Origin of the sequence: Haloferax larsenii (genome assembly GCF_024730625.1) — an archaeon.
Classification (GTDB): domain Archaea; phylum Halobacteriota; class Halobacteria; order Halobacteriales; family Haloferacaceae; genus Haloferax; species Haloferax larsenii.
In genome coordinates this window covers 174183-195802 of record NZ_CP078064.1, presented here as the reverse complement: position 1 = coordinate 195802, position 21620 = coordinate 174183, and the positions used below count along the sequence as shown (strand labels likewise).

22 protein-coding genes and 3 pseudogenes are annotated in these 21620 nt (G+C 55.4%); 16 read left to right on the top strand and 9 right to left on the bottom strand.

Features of this window, described 5'->3' with window-relative positions; all coding sequences use genetic code 11:
- Positions 1–4: 4 nt before the first annotated feature.
- Complete coding sequence (locus KU306_RS19140) at positions 5–157, bottom strand: DUF7837 family putative zinc-binding protein (RefSeq protein WP_439331326.1); 153 nt, start codon at positions 155–157, stop codon at positions 5–7.
- A 127-nt stretch (positions 158–284) separates the two neighbouring features.
- Positions 285–1682, bottom strand: coding sequence for an ATP-binding protein (locus KU306_RS16775; RefSeq protein WP_258303442.1), 1398 nt, complete (start codon positions 1680–1682; stop codon positions 285–287).
- Between the two features lie 442 nt (positions 1683–2124).
- Here KU306_RS16775 and KU306_RS16770 point away from each other — a divergent pair, with 442 nt between their 5' ends.
- Positions 2125–3000: a ParA family protein gene (locus tag KU306_RS16770; RefSeq protein ID WP_258303441.1), complete on the top strand. Its 876-nt coding sequence runs from the start codon at positions 2125–2127 to the stop codon at positions 2998–3000.
- Positions 2997–3395: a DUF7970 domain-containing protein gene (locus KU306_RS16765; protein ID WP_258303440.1), complete on the top strand. Its 399-nt coding sequence runs from the start codon at positions 2997–2999 to the stop codon at positions 3393–3395. The genes KU306_RS16770 and KU306_RS16765 overlap by 4 nt, the downstream gene beginning before the upstream one ends.
- Before the next feature lie 14 nt (positions 3396–3409).
- On the opposite strand, the gene KU306_RS16760 is transcribed toward KU306_RS16765, so the two are convergent.
- From KU306_RS16760 to KU306_RS16750, 3 genes and pseudogenes are all read right to left on the bottom strand, one after another.
- Positions 3410–3736, bottom strand: coding sequence for a DUF6788 family protein (locus KU306_RS16760; RefSeq protein WP_258303439.1), 327 nt, complete (start codon positions 3734–3736; stop codon positions 3410–3412).
- Between the two features lie 129 nt (positions 3737–3865).
- Positions 3866–4471, bottom strand: a pseudogene (locus KU306_RS16755) (IS6 family transposase); the annotation flags it as partial.
- A gap of 112 nt (positions 4472–4583) precedes the next feature.
- A pseudogene (locus KU306_RS16750) lies at positions 4584–4655 on the bottom strand (IS6 family transposase); the annotation flags it as partial.
- A gap of 487 nt (positions 4656–5142) precedes the next feature.
- On the opposite strand from KU306_RS16750, the gene KU306_RS16745 reads away from it, so the two are divergent.
- From KU306_RS16745 to KU306_RS19075, 7 genes are all read left to right on the top strand, one after another.
- Positions 5143–5367: a hypothetical protein gene (locus tag KU306_RS16745; protein WP_258303438.1), complete on the top strand. Its 225-nt coding sequence runs from the start codon at positions 5143–5145 to the stop codon at positions 5365–5367.
- A gap of 355 nt (positions 5368–5722) precedes the next feature.
- A complete protein-coding gene (locus tag KU306_RS16740) occupies positions 5723–9472 on the top strand; it encodes a PAS domain-containing protein (RefSeq protein ID WP_258303437.1) in 3750 nt (1249 codons plus the stop codon).
- A gap of 154 nt (positions 9473–9626) precedes the next feature.
- Complete coding sequence (locus KU306_RS16735) at positions 9627–10511, top strand: ABC transporter permease (RefSeq protein WP_258303436.1); 885 nt, start codon at positions 9627–9629, stop codon at positions 10509–10511.
- Complete coding sequence (locus tag KU306_RS16730; protein WP_258303435.1) at positions 10508–11263, top strand: ABC transporter ATP-binding protein; 756 nt, start codon at positions 10508–10510, stop codon at positions 11261–11263. Before KU306_RS16735 ends, KU306_RS16730 begins: the two co-directional genes overlap by 4 nt.
- Entirely contained in the window at positions 11260–11835 is a 576-nt protein-coding gene (locus KU306_RS16725) for a DUF8130 domain-containing protein (RefSeq protein WP_258303434.1), read from the top strand. The genes KU306_RS16730 and KU306_RS16725 overlap by 4 nt, the downstream gene beginning before the upstream one ends.
- Positions 11836–11982: 147 nt before the next feature.
- Positions 11983–12246 carry a hypothetical protein gene (locus KU306_RS16720; RefSeq protein WP_152417732.1) on the top strand — a complete coding sequence of 88 codons (264 nt, stop codon included), beginning with the start codon at positions 11983–11985 and terminating at the stop codon, positions 12244–12246.
- 214 nt (positions 12247–12460) lie between these two features.
- A complete protein-coding gene (locus KU306_RS19075) occupies positions 12461–12670 on the top strand; it encodes a hypothetical protein (RefSeq protein WP_007542025.1) in 210 nt (69 codons plus the stop codon).
- 137 nt (positions 12671–12807) lie between these two features.
- Here the strand turns inward: KU306_RS19075 and KU306_RS16710 are convergent.
- A pseudogene (locus KU306_RS16710) lies at positions 12808–13619 on the bottom strand (IS1595 family transposase).
- Between the two features lie 120 nt (positions 13620–13739).
- The gene (locus KU306_RS16705; protein ID WP_258303433.1) at positions 13740–14357 is read right to left on the bottom strand and encodes a hypothetical protein; all 618 of its coding nucleotides are present in this window, start codon (positions 14355–14357) and stop codon (positions 13740–13742) included.
- A 149-nt stretch (positions 14358–14506) separates the two neighbouring features.
- Here KU306_RS16705 and KU306_RS16700 point away from each other — a divergent pair, with 149 nt between their 5' ends.
- From KU306_RS16700 to KU306_RS16685, 3 genes are all read left to right on the top strand, one after another.
- Positions 14507–15184 (top strand): IS6 family transposase, encoded by a 678-nt coding sequence (locus KU306_RS16700; protein WP_258303432.1) that lies wholly within the window; start codon positions 14507–14509, stop codon positions 15182–15184.
- A gap of 1431 nt (positions 15185–16615) precedes the next feature.
- Entirely contained in the window at positions 16616–17479 is an 864-nt protein-coding gene (locus KU306_RS16690) for a DUF5518 domain-containing protein (protein ID WP_258303431.1), read from the top strand.
- A gap of 95 nt (positions 17480–17574) precedes the next feature.
- On the top strand, positions 17575–18291 hold the full coding sequence (locus KU306_RS16685) for a hypothetical protein (protein ID WP_258303430.1): 717 nt from the start codon (positions 17575–17577) through the stop codon (positions 18289–18291).
- Between the two features lie 44 nt (positions 18292–18335).
- On the opposite strand, the gene KU306_RS16680 is transcribed toward KU306_RS16685, so the two are convergent.
- Positions 18336–18776: a hypothetical protein gene (locus KU306_RS16680; RefSeq protein ID WP_258303429.1), complete on the bottom strand. Its 441-nt coding sequence runs from the start codon at positions 18774–18776 to the stop codon at positions 18336–18338.
- Between the two features lie 91 nt (positions 18777–18867).
- On the opposite strand from KU306_RS16680, the gene KU306_RS16675 reads away from it, so the two are divergent.
- From KU306_RS16675 to KU306_RS16660, 4 genes are all read left to right on the top strand, one after another.
- The gene (locus KU306_RS16675; RefSeq protein WP_258303428.1) at positions 18868–19005 is read left to right on the top strand and encodes a hypothetical protein; all 138 of its coding nucleotides are present in this window, start codon (positions 18868–18870) and stop codon (positions 19003–19005) included.
- Positions 19006–19020: 15 nt separating this feature from the next.
- Positions 19021–19227 (top strand): hypothetical protein, encoded by a 207-nt coding sequence (locus KU306_RS16670; RefSeq protein WP_258303427.1) that lies wholly within the window; start codon positions 19021–19023, stop codon positions 19225–19227.
- Positions 19228–19243: 16 nt separating this feature from the next.
- On the top strand, positions 19244–19492 hold the full coding sequence (locus KU306_RS16665; protein ID WP_258303426.1) for an ASPIC/UnbV domain-containing protein: 249 nt from the start codon (positions 19244–19246) through the stop codon (positions 19490–19492).
- A 305-nt stretch (positions 19493–19797) separates the two neighbouring features.
- On the top strand, positions 19798–20994 hold the full coding sequence (locus KU306_RS16660; protein WP_258303425.1) for a DUF6498-containing protein: 1197 nt from the start codon (positions 19798–19800) through the stop codon (positions 20992–20994).
- Between the two features lie 17 nt (positions 20995–21011).
- On the opposite strand, the gene KU306_RS16655 is transcribed toward KU306_RS16660, so the two are convergent.
- Positions 21012–21188: a hypothetical protein gene (locus tag KU306_RS16655; RefSeq protein ID WP_258303424.1), complete on the bottom strand. Its 177-nt coding sequence runs from the start codon at positions 21186–21188 to the stop codon at positions 21012–21014.
- Between the last annotated feature and the right edge of the window lie 432 nt (positions 21189–21620).

Below are 21620 nucleotides of genomic sequence, written 5' to 3'. Positions count from 1 at the left end.
TTCGTCACTCTGGACGGACAACTTCGTCGCATGAATAGCACTCTGCGAACACGCCAGTTGTCCCATCGCCATCTTCGAACTCAATTATCGACTGGTATGCCTCAATCTCTTCGCCGCAGTCAGGGCATCGACCAAGCGCCGTCGAATCACTCGTCATAGGGGATTGTGGAGACGCATGTGACACAGTCTGTCTCCACTAGTGTCCACACGATGCCACAGCAAAGATGTTTGGCTGAGAAATACCAACGATGTCCTCGTATTCATCATAGGCGCTGGGTGTGTTCTCAGCCTCGTTCAGAAGTTAGCAGTTTGTCAATCTCCTCAAGGTCAAACAGTGACCACTTCTCGGAAAGACCCTCTTCGAGACCATCGACGAATCCACTCTTCGAGAAGAGAGCGAATCGCTCCTCCCTATCGCCTGGTCCCCAGCGAACGTTCGCTGCCTTCGCCCGGAGGCTTTCAACGAGCGCTTCGCCGACAGGTTCTGACGTCCACTTACACTCAGCAAGGAGGAGTCGGTCGTCGTTTGGCGCGAGACCGACGATATCGATCTCATCTTCGCCGTACCACCAGCGGCCGACCTCCGAGTATGGATCAAAGGTACCCCGGCGAATACCTTCCCAGACGGCTTCCTGGCACACGTCTTCAAATGTAGTGGCGACGTGAGTCGGTAGGTCAGGCTCAATTGTCCCGTCGTATACGACCTCCGGTGCCTCTTCGATACTGGAGCGATTTGGCTCGACGTACCGGAACCAGAACCGAAGAAACTCATCCGCAACGTGGTACCGCGACCGCTTTGACTTCTTGCCTGACGCGGTAACAGGGACTTCCCGGTCGATCAGTCGGAGGCGTCGAAGTGTCTGCAGATACTTCGATAGTGGACCCGAATCGATTCCCGTTGCACCGGAAATCTCGTTCGGCGTCGTGTGCCCCAGTGCCACTGCTTCGAGGATGCTCATGTACCGGGCTGGGTTGCGGAGCTCCGTCCGGAGCAAGAACTCTGGCTCGTTGTACAACACCGCCGTCGGCGACAGGATCTGGGACTGTACGTTCTCCGAGAGAGCGTACCCGTAGTCGAACAGTGTGAGGTACATTGGTGTTCCACCGGTAATCGCGTACGAACGAATCGCGTCTGCAGTATCGTAGTTGATCACCTCACGCGCCTGTTTGAAGGAGAATGGCTGTACATCGAGTTGCGCTGTACGCCGTCCGTACAACGGGCTCTCGTGTCCGAGAACCTCTGACTCCATCGTGCTCACACTTGACCCGCAGAGCACCAGCATCGAATCTGTCTCTTGGAGTTGCTCATCGACGAACCCCTGCAGGTAGGAGGGAACAGAGTCGTTCTCTTCAACGAGATACGGGAACTCGTCGATGACAACTACCAGATTTTCGTTCTGGAGCTTCTCTCCAAGGTACTCGAAGGCCTCGTCCCAGTCGTCGATTCGTGGGACCCTCTCGTCGAAATAGTCTGCGAGCTTCTCAACGAATTTCTCACGCTGCCGATTCTCGGCTTCTTGGGCCGCAAGGAAGTAGATGTGTGGTCGGCCAGCACAAAACTCCTTTAGTAGCGCCGTTTTCCCTACACGGCGTCGACCATAGACAACGGCGAAATCAGATCCAGGAGACTCGAACGCAGAAGCAAGCGCGTCCAACTCGTCTACCCGGTTATAGAAAGTCATACTCTAGATAATGATTACTACGATAATGACTTATCTGTTTCGGGAGAAGCCTCGATAGAGTATACTAAGTTTGCCTCAAGCCCTTCACCACGGTCTGGATATCGACCAAAGACTGTTGAGTCACTCGCCACAGCAGAGGTATTTGGCTGATGAACATTCATTAGATGTATTCATGAATATTGTTCATTGATTTTGTTCACCACATACATTCTTCATTTCAAGAATGGGCAGGGCGTTCTCTTGATTTGAGAGAAATTTGAAACAGCAGATTGGCGTGCTCTAACAGGTGTTTGTGTATGTTCTTCTGGTCATTCATTCACCATGTTCACCACAAATGTTCATTGATTGTGTTCACTAAGTTCATTCATGATTGAACAGAATTACTGAACACCATGAACTCATTCGCAGAAGATTCAAGATGAAGGTAATTCATGAACACAGTATGCTTACGTATTCGACCTACAGCGAGGCAGGCGGGGTCGGTAAGACGACCACCGCGGCAAATCTGGCTGTCGCACACGCTCGTGCGGGACTAAAACCGCTTGTCGTCCCGCTCGACCCACAGGACGGAGATCTTTCGCGTCTCTTCGGCGTCGATGATCAGCGAACAGATTCGGTCGATAACGTAGTCCGCCACATGATTCGCCGACCGAATGGGGATTTCGATGATCTTATTCGGACTGTAGAGGGTGTCGATATCATTCCAGAGCACAATATGCTCTCAGACCTGGCCGAGTTTTTACAGCGTGAAAAGGACCAGGCAGAGGCAATGGGAGAGGCATTCGGAATGCACGCCCAGTTGCTTCGTGTGCTTCGTGAGGCAGGCGTTCCAGACAAATACGACGTTCTCATCTGTGACCCACCGGCAACTGAGGGACCACATCTCTACAATGCGATTCACGCAACCAGGTCCCTCGTGATCCCCGTGGAACCGAGCGCAAAAGGTCGTGCAGCGGTTGAAGGGCTCGAAGCACTCGTCGCTGGATTCGAAGACCAGCTCGGTATCGACGTCGGCGTTCTCGCTGCAGTCCCAACAGGCTTCAAGAACACCCGTGACCAGCGAACGATCTTAGACGAGATCGATTACCCAATCCCGGAGATAATCAGCGAACGTGCGTCCCTCATGGAGGGATGTTGGATGGAGCAGTGTTCGGCGTTTAGCTACGTTCGCGACCATCGTTCTCGCCGACGTGACTACGAGATCGAGACGCTCGCCCAGTTCGACCGACTCGCGAGACATCTCGAAGAGCAGGTTGGCCTCGAAGCACCCAACCCACCAGAACCCGGTGACGTCGACCACGAGGTGCTAACTGTATGACGGGGATGAAGAAAGGAGCCGGTGAAGACCCATTCGCAGACGACTCTCCAGTAGAGTCGACAACGCCTGAATCGACTCAGAAAGAACCGTCTCAGAGTGAAGATACTGAGTCGCAAGTGGACGAAGACAATACACAACGTTCTCAGCAGCAACTCCAAATTCCGTATAAATTCCGTCGCGATGGAGTGCAAGACGGCCGTGACCGAGTTCCGCTGTTCTTACAGAAGGAAACAAAAGTCGCAGAGCGAGACGCACTCCATGAGTTCGAAGACAGATTCGAAGAGAATGTCTCATTGACCGATCTTCGTGAAGCGTTGGTAAAGGTCGGACTACAGCACCTCGACGAAACAGAGGCGTGTCTCGAAGAGTGGGGCTACGGAATGACGTTTGACTAGCCGGCCAACCACTCTTATTCTGATCTATCCACCGGGCCCTTGTATTTGGATTTGATCTGGTCACCCTCTCTCCACTGCCAGTAGTAGTAGCGGTTGTCGTTGATCTCTTTGACCGTTAGACTTGCTTTCGAGGGGACGTCTTCCGGCATGTCGTCTGGCCGGTCAACAGCATCTCTATCTGAGTCTTGTTTCTCCCTGAGGCGTTGCTTACGTTCTCGGTGTTCCGCTAGTTGCTCTGTATATTGAGCTACATGGCGAAGCGTTTCTGAAGAAAGGCCATCGAGGGCTTCGACAATTCGAGTTGGAATGTCTTGGCCAGGGTCTGGTTTTTCGAAGGACATGGCTTCACGATTTAAACTTAACCAACACAGGAACTGCAGTGGCAAAGAATCGTTGGTTAAAATTGGTCGGAGCTAGGGTTCTGCTCGAGATTGCTCCTACAGTATACTGAGGCCCAAGACCGGCACTGTCTAGTTAGTGACCTCCTCAACCGGTGTTCGCCCATCGAGCGCTTGATGCGGTCTCTGAAAATTGTAGTATTGCACAAATTGTATGAACTACTCGCGGACGCTTCCGTGACTGCCCACCCACGAATTATGGAAGCGGTCGACTCGCATTTTGAGGGTGTGAAACCACTTTTCGATGAGGTTTCGCTCAACGTAGTCCAGCCGACCGCTCAATCCTAATCGAGAGAGGGCAGTCTGATAGCCGTAGCCGTCAACGAGAAACACAGTGTCTGAAAGATCGTGTTTCTCCGAGAGTCGATGGAGAAACCCAGCAGCCGGATCGGTACCATGTCGTCCAAATAATTCGACGTCAAGAATCAGCTTTGTCTCGATGTCTATTGCAGCGTACAACCAAGACCACTCGCCATTGATTTTGACAGCGGTCTCGTCGACCGCAACCCGCTTCGGCTTCGCCTCAGGCGGATTGTGACCGCTGTCAGCAAGCCGATGTACCCACTGCCAAACAGCTTGGTGAGAGCGTTCAACGCCGAGATATCGAAGAATCTGTTTTGTTTCTCTGAGTGAACATCCGGTCGCGTGGAGCTGGACAGCGAACGCCCTGACGGGCGTCCTCAGAACGCTCCGCGTTCTGATGGGCTGCACGAGAGCTCTGCTCTCGTGAACGTCCCCAGAAATCGAAGATTTCTGGTGTGCGAACGAGACGCGAAGCGTCTCGTCACGTTGCCGTCCGCTCACGCTCCCAAGTTTCTTCTAAATCCGTCGCAAAGCACTCGATGAGCAGGTCTGCGAGCATCTTGACCAACTAACTCAACGACCTGCTCGTTCCTCAAACTGGCTTAACTAGACAGTGCCATATCACTCTCCGACAACAACCCGACACAGGTGCCGACAGGAGCAACCGCGTGGCGTCTGCACAGATAAGAATTTATCAGCCTATGTAATCCTCTATAGTCGTTTTGTCTCCTGTTCCTGAGAGTAATCATATGAATTCAGACATAGAATATATAGTAGTCGAGCAGTCAGTAAACCACTGAGGAAAATTTCCTACACAGTTATGACACACGTTAGATAGTATTATGAAATTACAGTACCGTGTGTCGGACATGGCCCTCCCAACACTGTCTGACCTCACCAGGCAACGTAGCGCACAGGTACTGCTCGTTTCCATCGGCTTGTGCGTCTGCTCAGCTATCTTCTTTGCCTCCGTTTCACGTGTTGAACTCCTCGTTTCGATACTTCGGTGGGAATATCTTGCGCTTGGATTGCTGGTATTCAGTGCTGTGCTTGCCGCCCGGGACGATGGACTGTTTCGAGCGTGGTTGTTCGCATTCGCCCTCGGGGCCGGATTCGGTATTCACCTCGCTGGGATTGGAATTACTGGCGGACAGCCAGGGCCACTCTTCCGCATCGCGTGGGGAAGTGGGATAGGACTGAGTGCTGCACTCGTCCTCGGCACACTCGGTGGGTCGCTCGGGTTAGGGGTCAAGCGCCTCGCGACGAAGTGACTGCGAGATACAACAATCTTCGCGAGGTACGTATAGGAATTCACGGATACCATCCTCGTAAATGACGTTGTGACAACACTAATACATGTACATCTATTGAATGTAATCGCGGCACTTTTACCGGTGCAGTCGTTCACTCTTGCGAGGATGTCTCGGGACTCATGATAAATATCTACACGAAGCCTGAGGCAGGATGGATTCCGATTTGGGTCAGGAACCTGCCTCACTCCGATTTTGACTGCCGCAAGCGTGTCTCAAGGGCTGTGAACTGGCAACGCTTGAGCGAGAAGTTGACCCTCGCTTGGCTGCCAGAGTCGTCAGTAGACGAACCCGAGACAAAGGAGCCAGACAACAGATGAAGCTCCGCACTCAGGTGAGCGTCCTCCTCGTCGTTCTCGCTCTCGTGTTGTCGGGCATCATGTTCGCTGGGTTTCAACTGGATAAGGAAGCGATTACCGACCAGCAGCACGCCGAAACGCTGCAGACGAGCACGGAAATCGCGGGTGGGCTCGACACCAGACTCGAAAGTCTAGAACGAACTGTCCGGCTTCAGGCCACCAATCCGGCGGTCGCGAGACACGGGACTGCAGACCAACAGCAGGCGTTGGCAGCGACCGTAAACGAAACTGCGTTCGACGGGGTTTCAGTCATTCACCGAAACGGGACGATGACCGGCATTGCAGCCGGGCTCAACGCCGAAACCCAGTCGGAATTGGTCGGGTCAGACTTTGGAGACCGTCAGTACTTCCAGCGAGCCGTGGCTGGTGAGACGTACGTCAGCAAACCGGTCGCTGCCGACACGGGCAACTACATCGTCACGGTCAGCACGCCCATTTACCAGAATGGGACTGTCGTCGGAACCCTGAACGCTGCCCTCCACCTCCAGAACAGTTCGTTCTTTAGTGGAGTTACCAGTGCCGCAAACAGCCACCACGGCGTTACCATTCAGTCCCCCGGCGGAGAGGTCATCTACGACCGGGAACCGACGCCAGCCACCAACCTCGTGACAAAGAACGCCACTGTCGACGAAACAGGCTGGACCGTCCAAGTACAGACGAGTCGAAATGTCCTGGCGAGTGAGCTCCAACGCATTACGGTGTACCAGACCGGTGCGGTGGGTCTGGTCATCGTTCTAATCGCCGGGGTTGGGCACGTACTCTACACCCGTACCGTCCGATACCACGAGCGATTAGTCGATGGGTTTGACAAAATCCAAAAGCAAGAGTATGGTGTTCAGGTGTCGGAGAAAGCGACGTCCGAGTGGCAGCAGATATTCACCGCGTTTAACGAGTTGAGTCGGACGCTCGCCGATTACGAAGCAGAGCAAACCCAACAACAGAAAGAACTGCAGCGAGAGCGGGACCGTTTTTCGGCACTCTTTCAGAGTATCCCGGAACCAGCGGTCATGGTCGAATCGACACCGGGCGGGACCGCTCTCAAAGACGTCAACGAAGCGTTCGAGACGACGTTCGGGTACGATACATCCGAAGCCATTGGGTCCGACATCAACGACCTCATCGTTCCAGACTCCCAACGTGGTTCGGGCAAAGCCATCGACGAGCAAGCTGCCGCAGGCGAGCAAATAACACGTGAGGTCCGTCGCGAGGCGAGCGATGGTGTGCGCGATTTCCTCTTGCGTTCGACACTGTCACGCGGCGAAGGGGACGAGGTTTACTTTGGAGTCTACATCGATATTACCGACCGGAAACGGCAGAAGCGAGAACTCTCCAAGACCAACAATATCCTCACCTCGGTGCTCGGTAATCTGCCGGTGGGAGTGTTAGTCGAGGATGCCGACCGAACGATTACCGCCGCAAATCAGACACTGGTGGACGTGCTCGGGATTCCCGAACCACCAGAGGCTCTCGTCGGCCGCGATTGTGACCGTGTGGTCGGCCAGTTGAGCGACCAGTTCGCCGACCCAGACACCGTCAGTGCTCGAATCGACGAGATTCTCGCCACGGGTGAGCCAGTCCTCGACGAAGAAGTGCAAATGGCAGATGGCTGCACCCTGTCGCGGAGCTTCGTCACCTACTCGACACCGACAGGGACCGGGAACATCTGGCTCTACCGGGATATTACGGACCAGAAAGAGCACGAAAAGAGCCTCAGCCGCTTGAACACCATCAGCCGCGACCTGATGCAAGCGGACACGAGCCAATCAATCGCGACGGTCGCTGTCGAGTCGGCACAAGAGCTGTTCGGGATTCCGATGAGCGGGTATTGGGTGTACGACGAGGAGGCCGACGCCCTCACACCCGTGGCGGTTACTGACTCCGCACGAGAGCTCCTGGGCGAGCCACCAGTGTTAGAGCGTGGGTCGAGCCTCGCGTGGGAGGTGTTCCAATCACAGGAGGTCACACTGTTTTCGGATATTCCCTCACAGCCAGCCCGCTACAACCCTGAGACACCGATTCAAAGTGAACTAATCCTACCGGTCGGCGACCACGGAGTGCTGCTTCTCGGAGCCACCGGCGAGATGGTCTTCGACGAAGCGGACCACTCCCTGGCGACGATACTGGCCGCGAACGTCGAATCGGCACTAGAGCTTGCCACCAAACAAGAGCAGTTACTCGAACAGCGCACCCAACTCGACTTGGCACTCGAAGGTGGACAATTGGGAGTGTGGGACTGGGATGTCCAGACAGATACCGTGTCATTCAACGAGCAGTGGGCAGCGATGCTCGGCTATTCACTGGACGAGATTCAGCCAGATATCAGTGCATGGTCGAATCGCGTCCACCCCGAAGACCTCCCGATGGCCGAGGTCGCGCTCGACGCACACTTCGACGGCGAGACCGAGTACTACAAATGCGACCACCGAATGCAGTCGAAATCCGGCGACTGGATTTGGGTACGAGACGTCGGCAGAGTCGTCGAACGAGACGACAATGGAAACCCACTGAGAGCGGTGGGAATTCAACAAGACATCACGACGGACAAACAGCGCGAGCTGAAATTACAGGACATACTCGAACAGACCCAGCGACTCATGCGGTCTGAAACAGTCACAGAGGCCGCGGAAGTCGCCGTCGAGATTGCAGACGAGACACTCTCGTTCCCCCTCGCCGGTGTCTATCTCGGCGACGGCGACGGACGCCTCGAACCAACGGCTGTCGCCGAGTCTGTCGAGGAACGACTCGGCTCCGAGCCAGCCTTTGTGCAAGAAAGCGACGGTCGAGTTGTTGATCGAATCGTGTGGGACGCCTACACAGCAGAGCAGACACAGGTCATCAGGAACGTCGCACAGGAGTTCCCGGACCTCACGAACCAGACACCAATCGAAAGCGGGATTATTCATCCGCTGGCGGCCCACGGTGTATTTATCACCGCCGTCGACGCACCAGATGGGTTCGACGAGTTCGACCAGTATCTCGTCGAGTTGCTCGCAGCGCTGCTAGCCACCACGGTCGAACGCATCCAACAGGAACAGCAACTCGAATCACAGCGAGACAGTCTCGAACTGCTCAACCAGATGGTACGCCACGACATCAGAAACGACCTCCAGGTGCTCGTTGGGTACCTCGACTTGGCCGCGGAAGCCGTCGACGGGACCGAAAAGCAGTATCTCCAAACGGCGTTGGAGAGTGCCGATAACGCAGTTGAGCTGACGAAAACCGCACGAGACCTGTCGGAAGTGATGCTGCAAGACGAGACGAAGCGACAGCCAGTTTCGTTGCGGCGCGTCGTGAGCCAGCAGGCAGACGACCTTCGCTCGGCAGACTCGGATGCGGTCATTACGCTCGACGAGTCACTTCGAGGCGTGACGATTCGTGCCGATGATATGTTCGACTCGGTCATCCGCAACCTCCTCAAGAACGCCGTCCAACACACCCGCAAGGACCGGCCCGAAATCACGGTGTCGGCAACAGTCGAAGACGGTCGTGTGGAACTCCGAATCGCCGACAACGGCCCCGGCGTCCCCGATAGTCAAAAAGAGTCCATCTTCGGGAAAGGCGAAAAGGGATTAGACAGCGAAGGGACCGGAATCGGGTTGTATCTGGTCAATACGGTCGTCGAAAGCTACGGAGGTGCGGTGTGGGTCGAGGATAACGACCCGGAGGGTGCAATCTTCGTGTTGGACCTCCCACAGGCGACGACCTAACAATCAGGCCTTTCGCTCGGGAAGAAAAGCAGCGAAACTGTCGCACACGCGTCGAACCAGAGTGCTCGCCAACTGAGACAGAACACGCTCGACGAGTTGGTTCGACAAGGGAAATGGAGTCACACTTTTGTTATATCTGTTTGTCAGTTAGTGCATGCAGTGGTCCCCTCTCGCTCGCAGAGAATGTCGAACGATGCTCACCTCGAAAGGAGCGTGGATACTCACCGCTCTCATCGTGTTGTGGGGCTTTCGGCCCACGTACACGGGGTGGAACGCAATCGGACAGAACATCACCATCGGATACATCCAAACGGGCGTCAACGTCCTGCTCCCAATCGGTGTCCTCCTCCTCACCTACCAGTCGCTCATCGGTGAGCGAACGACCGGGAGCATCAAATTCCTCATCGCCTTGCCGCTGAAGCGAACTCATATTCTCCTCGGCAAGAGCGTCGGCCGGTTCGCTGGACTCGGTGCGACCGTGGGTGTCGCAGTGCTCCTCCTCACCGGTATCGGTGTCTTCGAACACGGCGCGTTCGCCATCCGCCCGTTCGTCGGTGTCGTGCTCGCAACGGTGTTGTTGCTCGCTGCGCTGGTCTCGCTCGGCGTGTTGCTCTCGACAGCGGTCAAGAGCACGGTGTCGGCCGCTGGAATCGTTGTCGGATACATCCTCGTGACGCTCTTTTGGAATACGGTCGTCTCGAAGGTGTATACGGTTGTGACTGGTGTGCCGGTCAACCCGTACGATGCACCGGCGAGCGGGCCGCTGTTTTTCGTTCTCAGGCTGACGCCAGACGGTGCGTACAACGTCCTGACGAACTGGCTACTCGGTGTCGGCAACTCCGCCGACCAGTTCCGAACCGTCTACACGAAACTCAAGCCCGGTCACGGAATCAACGCTTTCGTCGTCGAGGCGGCGTTCGAAAGCGGCACAGCGCCGTGGTATCTCCATCCGGTTTTGAGTGTTGGTATCTTGGCCGGATGGATAGCGGTCCCATTCGTGCTCTCTCGTCGCATCTTCAACACCGGTGATGTGCTATGAGTGACGACGTACCCGTAATCGAGACGGATGGATTGACCAAGCAGTACGGCGACGTTCGCGCGGTCGATTCCCTCGACCTCGCTATCGAAGCCGGTGACGTGTACGGCTTCCTCGGTCCGAACGGGGCCGGAAAATCGACGACAATCGGCCTCCTCCTCGACTACCTGCGACCGACAGCAGGAACAGTACGCGTCTTCGGAGCAGACCCGCAACGAGACCCAATCGGGATTCACGAGCGAACCGGCGTGCTGCCGGACCGATTCGGTCTCTACGAGGGCCGGTCGGCGCGACAGCACGTCTCGTTCGTCGCCGAGACAAAGCGGGCTGACGACGACCCCGAAGCACTCCTCGACCGCGTCGGGTTAGCGGACGCCATCGACGACGACGCCGGCGAGTTCTCGAAAGGGATGGAACAGCGCCTAGCACTCGCAATGGCGCTCGTCGGTGACCCCGACCTGCTCGTCCTCGACGAACCGTTCACCGGACTCGACCCACACGGGGTCCGTCGCGTCCGGGAAATCGTCCACGAAGAAAACGACAGGGGTGCGACGGTGTTCTTTTCGAGCCACGTACTCGGCCAAGTCGAACTCGTCTGTGACCGCGTCGGCGTGTTGCACCAAGGCCGGCTGGTCGCAGACGGGACCGTCGACGAACTCCGAGATGCTGCGGGCACCGACGACGACGCAGTGATGGAAGACGTGTTCGTCGAACTGACCGACGCACGTATCGACGCCGGAGGCGAGTCCCAATGAAGCGACGGACGTTTGTAACCGCCAGCGCGCTTTCGATAGCTGGACTCAGTGGGTGTATCGCCGACACGGAATACCGAATCGCGGAGACGACTGCGAGAACGGGCATCGACTCGCTGGACTTCTCGGTCCGCACGGAGGTGCCTGACGTGACTATCGAACACCCCGCAGAGTTCGTCTTCATACTCGAAAACACCGGCAGCGACGCCATCAGAATCAAAAATTACGGTGTGTGGCCGTTCGGTCTTATCGCGGTCCACCAGTCGCCAGATGCCGACACTTCCATCGCTTCCGGCAAACTCGCTTCGCAATTGTACGAGACGAGCGACCGCGTCGACGTGAAGCCGACCGGGATGGGACTCGATAGAACCCCAATCGCACAGACGCTCGAACCGGGAGAACGGGCCCGCGAAACGTATCGGCTCCACGGCGAAGAGATTCGAGGGGAAGGCACCTACCACGTCGTTCCGTACTTCGACGATACCCTCCCGAGCTACGCGATGGGTGACGAATGGACGACGTTCGAGTACCAATGTGCGATTCGCATCGAAGCGAAGGAACGGCTGCCGGTGTAGAACGATGGAGGCACCTCAACCTAGTTAGCCATCTTTGTTGACCCCCGTTTAGCGGTCACCGGGTAACTGTATCCGAAATAGTGGAGTGACAGAGTTGACAACCGATTGTGGCTTAAGATACTTATGACGACGGTCGGTGGGCTAGATATGAACTTCCGACGTGCCGCAGGACTCGTATTCGGGTACGGACTGCTGGCAATAGCCCTGTTCACCGTCGTGAATTCGGTCCGGGGCGTGGCGCGTGTTCTGTTCGGGTCGTTCCCGCTCACGGCTGGCGTGTTCTTCGTAATGGCGAATCTGGGGGCAGCGCTTATCGTCGGCACCGGTGGCTACGTCGTCCTCCAGCGCGTCCGCCGTACCGGTGCTGGCTACGGTGTAGACCTCGACTGGGGACGCGTTCTCGGACCCTGAATATTGAACCGGTGAGCAACTTGGGCGCTGTATTTAGTACGTTCGCATAACTTCCACCAATCACTGTCAGAAGAGACGTGGAACAGATAGACGACGAGTTCATCATGTGACTGCCATTTACTTCGATTTTTAAGTTGTGAAAATATCCATTCAATAGTGACAGTCAAACGTGACGGGGAAATGACTATGTGTTAACAAGAGGGAACATTACGAAATGGCGTCGCCTGATACCAAGATGGAGGTCTTTGGCATTTCACTCCGGAATGTGATGTTAATCGTCCTTTGCCTGTTCCTTTTTCATCTCGGAAGGGGGTGGGCGCGGGGACTCTTGGAAGGGAACTATACGATAGGCGTATTAGGCCTAATACTTGCTCTTGGACCGATAGTCTGGCTATTGGTTGTAATCAGAGAGGCATATTTCTGAAAATGGCACTGTCTAGTTAAGCCATTTTGAGGAGCGAGCAGGTCATTGAGTGTGTTTGGGATGAAGCTCGCAGACCTGCTCAGCGAGTGCTTTGCGACGGATTATGAAGAACGCTCATGTGTAGCAGATTGTTGATTTCAGAGAGTCGCTTTGACAGCGTGTTTGAGTGCTTCTCGACCGGGTTTTCTGAAGAGTTCGCTGCGTAGCTGAAAGGCGCGGAGATACTGTGTCAACTTGTCACATCCCCATCAGCGTACTCGCCGTCACCGTGGACGACGTATTCGCGGTGGAACTTGTCGTCGTCCTCCAGTGGGTCGTATGCCCGAAATCCGTCGGTGTAGACGGTCAGCGACTCCTCCTCGTGTTCAGCGAGGAGGAGTCGCACGGTCGATTCGTCAGCGGATTTCGCTGGGACGACGTACCGCTGTCCCGTGCCACGGTCAACGATGGTGAAGACCGGTGGCTTGTCTCCCTCGTACGGACCTCGTCCGCGCGTGGACAGGCCACGCGAGCGCGACTCTTGGTCGCGCTCGCGGCCTTTCAATCCGGCAGAGACGTACACTTCGTCGATTTCGACCGGTCCAACGAGGTCGAGTTGAGGCGCGTCGAGCGCTCTGGTAAAGCGCTCGACGCGACGGTGCATCGTCTTGTAGGTCACACCGATCTCTCGCTGAAGTTGGCGGAGACTCGTGTTGAATCGTAAGAACGCGTAAATCGAGAACAACCACTTGCGGAGCGCAACCTTCGAGTGAGCGAAAATTGTGCCCGTCTTATCGTTGAACGTGCGGTCGCAATTCTTACAGAGATAGCGTTGAAACGCCCCATAGCTGCCGTTCTTGACCGTTCGGTCAGAACGGCAGCGAGGGCATTCAACGCCGTCACGCCAGCGAACCTGTTCCAGCAGGTCCGCTGCGAGCGATTCCGAGCCAAACACATCGAGCGGAATCATTCGTGTCGGACACCGCTAGCGCGGTGCCCTTGCCCTCTTCGATTCCAGAGCAACAGCTGAACTGTATCAACAATCTACTACAGAAGAGCGAAGCTGTTTAGATGGTACTATCTACAGCGCTTATGACGTTGTCTCAAATTCAGGGTGGAAGACACCAATGCGTCGGATTACTACATGAAATAGACCAAATAATAGTGCACCGATATTAAGAATGGGAGAAAAGACAACCAATTGAGCAGGAAGTAAATTCACACTATAAGTTAAAGCGACAAGAGCTACAATAAGCATAAGACCACTATCAGCTCTTCTATTCCATTCATTAATGCGAAGCAGAGGCAGTATTGCAGTGTCTCCTATATTCACTTTGTATATAACCCAAGTAGCAAGTGTGAGTGGTAAAAAAACATAAAAACAGGCGATTACAATAGCAAACCATTCCGGAGGGGTATCACTAAGAACCCCGAAAACAAACTTCATTATATATTGTACCCCGATTCCAGAACCAAGAATAACAGAGAGGAATATTAGCAGATTCTGCCAAAGCATATTCTCTTCAATCAGTCTATTGTTAGAAATACGCCTTTTAGAAAGATATACTGAGGTAGTTGCAATCACAACTCCGATCATTAAAATATACTCAACTGATAAGCCAATCGAGGTTAATACCGGTGAAAATAGGATTGTTGCCCAAGTACTGATTAGGAAAAAGGCGGTTACTGTTTTAATGACATGTCTCATTGTATCTTCTTAAAATATGATCGCACGTGATATCTATAAATTTTTCCCTCCACCTACAACTTACCAATCAAGTCTATATAGTCATAATCAGGCACTGTCTAGTTAAGCCAGTTTGAGGAACGAGCAGGTCGTTGAGTTAGTTGGTCAAGATGCTCGCAGACCTGCTCAGCGAGTGCTTTGAGACGGATTTAGAAGAAACTTGGGAGCGTGAGCGGACGGCGACACCCGTCAGGGTGTTCGCCGTCCAGCTCCACGCGACCGGGTGTTCACTTAGAGAGACAAAAGAAATTCTTCGATACCTCGGCGTTGAACGCTCTCACCAAGCTGTTTGGCAGTGGGTACATCGACTGGCAGACAGCAGTCACAACCCGCCTGAGGCGAAGCCGAAGCGGGTTGCAGTCGACGAGATCGCTGTCACAATCACTGACGAGTGGTTGGAGTTGTACGCTGCAATAGACACCGAGACGAAGCTGATTCTCGATGTCGAGTTGTTTGGACGACATGGTCCCGATCCAACTGCTGCGTTTCTCCATCGACTCTCGGAGAAACACGGTCTCTCAGATGCTGTGTTTCTGGTTGATGGCTACGGCTATCAGACTGCCCTCTCTCGATTAGGATTGAGCGGCCGGCTTGACTACGTCAAGCGAAACCTCATCGAAAAATGGTTTCATACCCTCAAAATGCGAGTCGACCGCTTCCATAATTCGTGGGTGGGCAGTCACGGAAGCGTCCGCGAGTGGTTCATACAATTTGTGCAATACTACAATTTTCAGAGACCGCATCAAGCGCTCGATGGACGAACACCGGTTGAGGAGGTCGCTAACTAGACAGTGCCGTCGGATTCATCCTGACCCTAAAGAGTCAGGTATTCTCCTCGATTTCGTATAACTATCAGGCAAAGTACGGCGTTGACTCTCCCGAAGAACTGACGATCGAGCAGACAAACCAGGCACTCGCTGAACCCGACTCAGAACAGGGTGAGATCAACACAGAGACGATTCGAGAGTGGCAGACAACGCGTCCGAATCTCGCATTCGCGAACGCCGCACTTTCGATCGCGAACGCTGAACGATTCGTCGATGGTGACCTCTCCTCGACCGATGAAAACATCCCCACGTAATAGATCGAGAGAGAATTAGAGCTAGACCTGTGTCAAGCTACACCGACTCATAAACGCAAACTTGCCGTCGGCCTAAAATCACTGGGATACGTCGTTAGTACCATCAAAAAGTCAATCTTAAATTTCGATATGACACCTGGCCTGTGAAATATCACCCAGATCGGCGATGGTATCGAAGCTTGTCACGATACTGCTGAGCCTCAGTACCCGTTGCGAACGCCCGCTCGTAGCGGGTCGGCCATGGAAACCCTCGTTCGATGTGGAGAGTTCGGTCGGTAACTGAAATCTCACGAATGCGACGCCAGGGGATGATACTCACGCTGAAGCGTCGTTTGGGAACAACAATGAGTCCGCGGTCGAGCGCAAACAAGTCGACTTCTTGTGTGTCCACCATGAACTGTCCAATGAGGGTTCCCCCAACGACGGCGATGAGCAATGGGATCCCGACTGCTTCACCGGTAAGGATTCGAATACCTCCTGCACCAACGAGTGCAGAGGTGGACGAGAGAAGGAACAGTCGACGAGACGACTCTGACATCTCGACTCGGAAATGTACCGTCTCTTGTTCTCTGAGATATCGTGCTCGCCGTCGTCGCCCTGCTTCAATGAGAACGAGCCCGAGGATACCGAAGACGACGGCTGGAAGTGTGAACGGTTCAGGCACGAATGATGTACGGAGCGCGTCATCGACCATGTCTCCAAGTAAGGGGAGGAGAGCAGCTCCACCGAGTGGGAGATACAGTCGACTATCCACCGCGCGGTCAACTCGCTCTGGGATTTGCTCGAGGGTGACCCAAGTGATCCCTGTGGCGAGTACAGCTAGCCCTACACCGTTTGAAGTGAATCCCACTGCCGGGATAACCACGTAGACACACCAGCCAAACCAGAGAGAAACAGCGATGCTGAATGAATCGACGGATGGAGGGCGAAATCGCATATGTGAAACTGGCATCCGAACTGAAAAAATTCCTCCGGTGAGCGGGTGCAGTCTTGTCGTATCGGGGGCGAACGGATAGCACATTTTGCCCTTGCGTGTACAGACCGCGTAAATCGAGAGTCTGATCTTAAGACAGGAGGTCCGTTTAGTGGTTTCCTTGACAACACTCTTGATACTTGCAAATAGTATTCTATTCGACAAATGACCCTCCACACACGCATCTATCGAGAGCTGGTTGCGCCGGAACTTCGGCTCGCAACAGCCATCGGGCTCGTGTCGGCACTTCTCACCGTGCCGCTATCGTGGCGAACAGTAACCGACGAATCGTTAGTTGCTGGTGGGACCATCCCGGGTGGTGCGTTCGTCGTCGCTGGTTTTCTCGTTGGGTACCTCTACTACAATCGGCCAACGAGTCGACGTCGGGCAAGTACACGAACCGGTTTGGCTGCCTCCGTCGGGCTCGTCATCGTGTATCTCGCCACCATGTTCTCGACCTTAAGCACGTCTTCCCTGAGAGCAACGCTCTTCACGGTGGTTGGAACTCCCATCGCAATCGTTCTCGGAGTAGTGATCGTTGTGTTCTTTGTGCGTGTGACTGCCTTTATTGGTGACCGACTTGCTGCTGTGCGGTCGTGGCGGGCCGAAGTGAAGGAGACGACGAGTGGCGACTGGCGGGGAACGGGCAACTCAAAATGGCCGAAATACGTGGTTCTCTACGTCTTACTCCTGCCTGTGGCTGCAGGCTGTTACTTTTCTATCAACCCACAAAGTATCGTCAGCGTACTCTTTGCAATAGTATTGGTGCTGAGCACGTATCTCGCAGCAGCACTTCTGCTCGTTGCAGTGTACAAGGACGCAGAACAGCTCCATGAGAGTCATTCACCGTGGATTCCAAACGTTGCCGCGTACGTCGGCGCACCTTTCGCCGCGTTCATGATTGGGTATTACGTAGCCGAGTTTAACGCATGGAACGCTCCCGTTGAGGCCCTCAGTTTCCTCGGTGTGTGCTGGCTCGTCGCCGCATCCTATCTCCTTGACCGGAAACGTTCCGTTGGGACTGTCTGAGCGACACAGTCGCTGTCGAGAAGTTTGACTGCGTGGCAAACCGCATTTCAGGCTATCCGAGAGTATTTCAACGAAGTTGAGAGAGTATCTCAGAGATGTCTGCCCTCCAAAGTGATGAACACGACGTCAAAGGTCAGAAGCCGTCAGTGACAACGTGGACGACAGACTTGAGTGGATTTGAGAGGTTTCCTCATCGCCTCTGGTTCAATGTTGCTGACTTCGGCCATGTGTTGTGGTGGTCTCTGTTCGCCGTCGTCCCTGCGGTTCTTTTCGCTGGAGTCGTATTCTTCGATGACGGCCTCATCGAGTCGTACAATCTCTTCTGTGCTGGCATGATGATGTTTCTCGTCCAGATGTCTGAGCGGTACATCAACACCACAATCGAATTTGAGCACGATGACGGAAGCATCGAGACTACGTTCCACATGGGCGACCCTACACTCTTCCGCAGTGACCAGGAAGCAACCGTTCCGCTCGAAGACGTAGAAGCCGCTCAATTTCTCTCACTTGCTGGCCAGCCGATGGTCCGGTTACACTACAAGAAAACGTTCAGTGTCAAGCCGAGTTCGTTTCTCATTCCCTCAGACAAAGAATCGGAATTTCGCGAGTTCCTCCAGCGTCACAACGTTTCGGTCCACAGCGAATCAGAATCGAATTCTACTCGCTGGGTGTGGGGCCGGTTCGTCGTTACTGCACTCTTCATCGGAGTGATTCCACTCAGCGCGATGTTCATTTGGCCTATTCAGTACTCCTGGGCAGTTCTGCTCGTTCTCACCGTGACTTCGGTCTTCTTAGTGAGACAAGGGTTCTGAACACTCTCTAACTGGACATGCCCGTGCTCCCAATGAGCAGCAGGTCACCTGTTTGCCCCGCTGATGTGGTCGAGGACGTGGTCGAATGAGCCACCGTAGATAAGGCGACTCCCGAGCCACAAAGTCGCTATCCAAGACCCAAGGCTGAGAACAACTGTGAACGTGGACGATACTACTCCGTTTGTGACCTCCCACACCATAGTCGCGGTGCCACTCCCGATAAGGAGGACAGCGGTGAACACTACGTGGTGTGAGAGGTATCCCGTCTTGTGGGCCTGAACTACGCCTAGCAGCAGGAAGCCAAGCAGAAGCCAGACACACATGAGTGCGAGTGCTATGATCTGCACACGGCCGTCGGCGAGGAGGCCGACCGCGAGAAGAATACCGAGGACCACGATAGCGAGAGTACGAATCACTAGCCCGATCGGGGCATAGGACTGTCTCGTATCGGAGATTTCCGTCGAAAGGTCATCTTCCTCGTACAAGTGTCTGCCGGGGGATTCTGTTGAGACCCGATTTTATGTCTGGATCAACTGGTCGCAATCGACTGTGATTTGCCCACGACAGGGCCAAGGTGTGTCACCTGTTGCAGATATCTACAAGCGGTACAAGGCGAGTGTCTCGGGGCTTGACCCCGAGGCAGTTCACAGTCCGTTCCCGATGGTCCACATGAACGACTTACCATTCGAGGAGACCCCGGACGTGAACACGTAATCACCCGAGTCAGCGGTGAACCACAGATTCATCGATGCACCCGGTCTCCGATTGGGTGTTGGTCAGACAGTCGTGACGGGGTTCTTCGGACCAGACGGCGCACCCAACTTGATTTACGCGACAGCCAATGAACAGACCATCGAGTACTACGGGACCAGCTACGCGATAATGGAGAACAGCGAACTCACGGGTCGCACCCTCAACATTCGCGTGAAAGGATAGAAAGAACACATCCGCGATGGGTGCGAAAGTCACCGTTGACTTGGTTGATGGCCCGACGTACGAGAAGCGTGTCCGTCCCCAGGTTCACAGACTCGGGCAGGACACAGACGTCATCCAGTTCGGACTGGGTGCAATCTCTGACGTCAGAGAAGCAACGATCACCGTCGAGTATCGAGACGGAACAACCGTCACGGAAACCGTATACGTCCACCAGTACCTCGAAATGACACCCCACGGAAAGACCAATTCGAGAGTTTACGGGTGACCCACGCTGAAAAGACACCATGGAGACGCTCCCCCGTCTGAGATCGATCCATCCTTCGTGTGACATCTGCCACGAACGTCAAACAACACGCCCAGCTCGGAGTCCTCAGCGAATCAGAGCATGACGTGACTGGACAGTTGGGCACCTCGGTATCGCCCAGTACAGAATACACCACACAGCAACGCCCATGTCAGTCCACGCTGGTGCGGTCGCCCGTGTGAAGGAGACAGCGAGCCCGGCGACGAAGGCAAGTATCTTCATTTAAGTAGAAAGACTATTGAAACGTGAATCGGAGCGTGTATCGGATGGCACTGGTCACCGCGGTGATGGCCGCGGGCGTCCTCCGCTTCGAGTGGGGGCCACACCTCCTGCTGTTCGTGTACTGGGTCGAATCGGGGGTCGCAGCCGGTCGAAGCGCCCTCCAATCCCTGTTTGCTGAGCTCCCGCCGTCGGAAGCGTACAGGCCACGCGGGACGAGAATGCCGTTCCCGCTCGAATCGCTCGCGGACGTCCGCGGAGGCGTCCGGTTGGGAAGCTGGCTCCCCCCGGTGTACCCGCGGAACGTGCCGTACGTGCTGCTGGCGGTGCTTCCACTCGCGGCCTTCTGGCCGCTCGCCGGACTGCTACTGACCGGTGCCGTCGCGCCGTTCGTCAGTGAATTCGCACCACCGGAGACGCTCGCGCTGGCCGTCCTCACCGTCGTGGTCGACCAGACAGCTCGGTTCGTGGGTTGGCTACGGTCGGGGGCGTACGAGTCGACGGCCGCCACCGGCGGCAATACCCGGACGTATCTGGGACTTGTGTTCGTCCTCGCGGTCGTCGCCCCGCTCGCAATCAACGGCGCGGAGGCCACGGGCGTCGGCCGCGTCGGTCTCGGGCTCGCAGTCGTCGGCGCGAGGGTCGGCTACGACCTCGTCGAGCGCCGCCACTCGGAGTGGGTCAAGTCGGTGGTGTTCAGCGGCGAGACCGTTGGGGACGAACGGCCGGTCGAGACTCCCGACAGCGAACCAGTTGCGTCGTTCAAAAGCGACCGTCGCGGCACGTTCACAGCCGCGGTGATCAGCGGGGTCATCGCCTCCGTGCTAGGGCTGATGCTGTTCCCCGTTCTGTTCGGCGGGCTGGTCGGACTGGTCGTCGGTGGGGAGATACTCGGCGCGCCGTCCGGCCGTGTCATCGGCGCCGCAGCCGGTGTCACGGCGGTCGTAGGTGTCCGGGTGCTCGTCGAACTCGTGGTCGGGTGGGTGGTCAGCGGACACGTCGTCTATCACATCTACCCGGACGCGGTCGTCGCCCACAACGAGTTGACGGGGGCAGCGCAGTGGTCGGTTCACCGCGACGAGATCTCGGACGTGACCACGTCCTCGGACCTCTTTGCCGCGGTGCTGCCCGCGTGGTACGACACGCTCAAGCTCAGCACCGTCGGGGGTGAGACCCACAAGCTGGGGTACTTCGGGGACGTCGATTCGGCTGCGAGACTACTTGGCGGCGAGGGCGCAGGCTGAACTCGGCGTACACCGGGTTAGTTCAGGAACCAGTTCGCGACTGCAGCGCCACCCCCGATGGCGACGCCGCGGAGGACAGCACCTCGAACGGACGCACCGATGACGGCGACGTTCACAGCGGTCACCGCCACGAGAACACCGACGAACAGGAGCAAAGCGTACACGGGGGTCCCTGGTTCAAGTTTGAGACTCATGTCCACTGGGTCACCTCTTTCCCATTTATTAGTGGCTCCCTCTTTACAGGAACAGTACATCGTGCGTGATGCAGGGAGTCGATTCGAGTGATAAACACGTGCGAAACTGCCCGCATAGCGGTCAAACATCGTGTTTCACGGCGGGAACAATGTTCACTCGGGGGGTTCGTATATTGAAGCGAAGAAAGCGCGCTAGTCGAGCTCACGTACACCCTATGATGAGCGGTCCTATCCAGCCACCCCCGGCTGACCAGTGGCCAACGTGCGTGCTGGCTGCAGCACAGCCGCACCAAAGGAGCAGCGACGAAGGGTGGCAAAGGGCCACCAACCAAGATACCCCATAGTCGTCACAGAAATCAAATCTGAAGGATTTCGGCTGACTGATCCTCCAAAAATCACCAACCACCACCGTGGACACAAAGTTGTAAATTA

Coding starts and splice junctions, on each gene's coding strand:
- KU306_RS16735 (WP_258303436.1), top strand. CDS start 9,627: ATGCAGTGGTCCCCTCTCGCTCGCAGAGAATGTCGAACGATGCTCACC.
- KU306_RS16685 (WP_258303430.1), top strand. CDS start 17,575: ATGTCTGCCCTCCAAAGTGATGAACACGACGTCAAAGGTCAGAAGCCG.
- KU306_RS16730 (WP_258303435.1), top strand. CDS start 10,508: ATGAGTGACGACGTACCCGTAATCGAGACGGATGGATTGACCAAGCAG.
- KU306_RS16765 (WP_258303440.1), top strand. CDS start 2,997: ATGACGGGGATGAAGAAAGGAGCCGGTGAAGACCCATTCGCAGACGAC.
- KU306_RS16770 (WP_258303441.1), top strand. CDS start 2,125: ATGCTTACGTATTCGACCTACAGCGAGGCAGGCGGGGTCGGTAAGACG.
- KU306_RS16655 (WP_258303424.1), bottom strand. CDS start 21,188: ATGAGTCTCAAACTTGAACCAGGGACCCCCGTGTACGCTTTGCTCCTG.
- KU306_RS16760 (WP_258303439.1), bottom strand. CDS start 3,736: ATGTCCTTCGAAAAACCAGACCCTGGCCAAGACATTCCAACTCGAATT.
- KU306_RS16700 (WP_258303432.1), top strand. CDS start 14,507: ATGCTCGCAGACCTGCTCAGCGAGTGCTTTGAGACGGATTTAGAAGAA.
- KU306_RS16660 (WP_258303425.1), top strand. CDS start 19,798: ATGGCACTGGTCACCGCGGTGATGGCCGCGGGCGTCCTCCGCTTCGAG.
- KU306_RS16720 (WP_152417732.1), top strand. CDS start 11,983: ATGAACTTCCGACGTGCCGCAGGACTCGTATTCGGGTACGGACTGCTG.
- KU306_RS16725 (WP_258303434.1), top strand. CDS start 11,260: ATGAAGCGACGGACGTTTGTAACCGCCAGCGCGCTTTCGATAGCTGGA.
- KU306_RS16740 (WP_258303437.1), top strand. CDS start 5,723: ATGAAGCTCCGCACTCAGGTGAGCGTCCTCCTCGTCGTTCTCGCTCTC.
- KU306_RS19140 (WP_439331326.1), bottom strand. CDS start 157: ATGACGAGTGATTCGACGGCGCTTGGTCGATGCCCTGACTGCGGCGAA.
- KU306_RS16665 (WP_258303426.1), top strand. CDS start 19,244: ATGGGTGCGAAAGTCACCGTTGACTTGGTTGATGGCCCGACGTACGAG.
- KU306_RS16705 (WP_258303433.1), bottom strand. CDS start 14,357: ATGAGACATGTCATTAAAACAGTAACCGCCTTTTTCCTAATCAGTACT.
- KU306_RS16775 (WP_258303442.1), bottom strand. CDS start 1,682: ATGACTTTCTATAACCGGGTAGACGAGTTGGACGCGCTTGCTTCTGCG.
- KU306_RS19075 (WP_007542025.1), top strand. CDS start 12,461: ATGGCGTCGCCTGATACCAAGATGGAGGTCTTTGGCATTTCACTCCGG.
- KU306_RS16690 (WP_258303431.1), top strand. CDS start 16,616: ATGACCCTCCACACACGCATCTATCGAGAGCTGGTTGCGCCGGAACTT.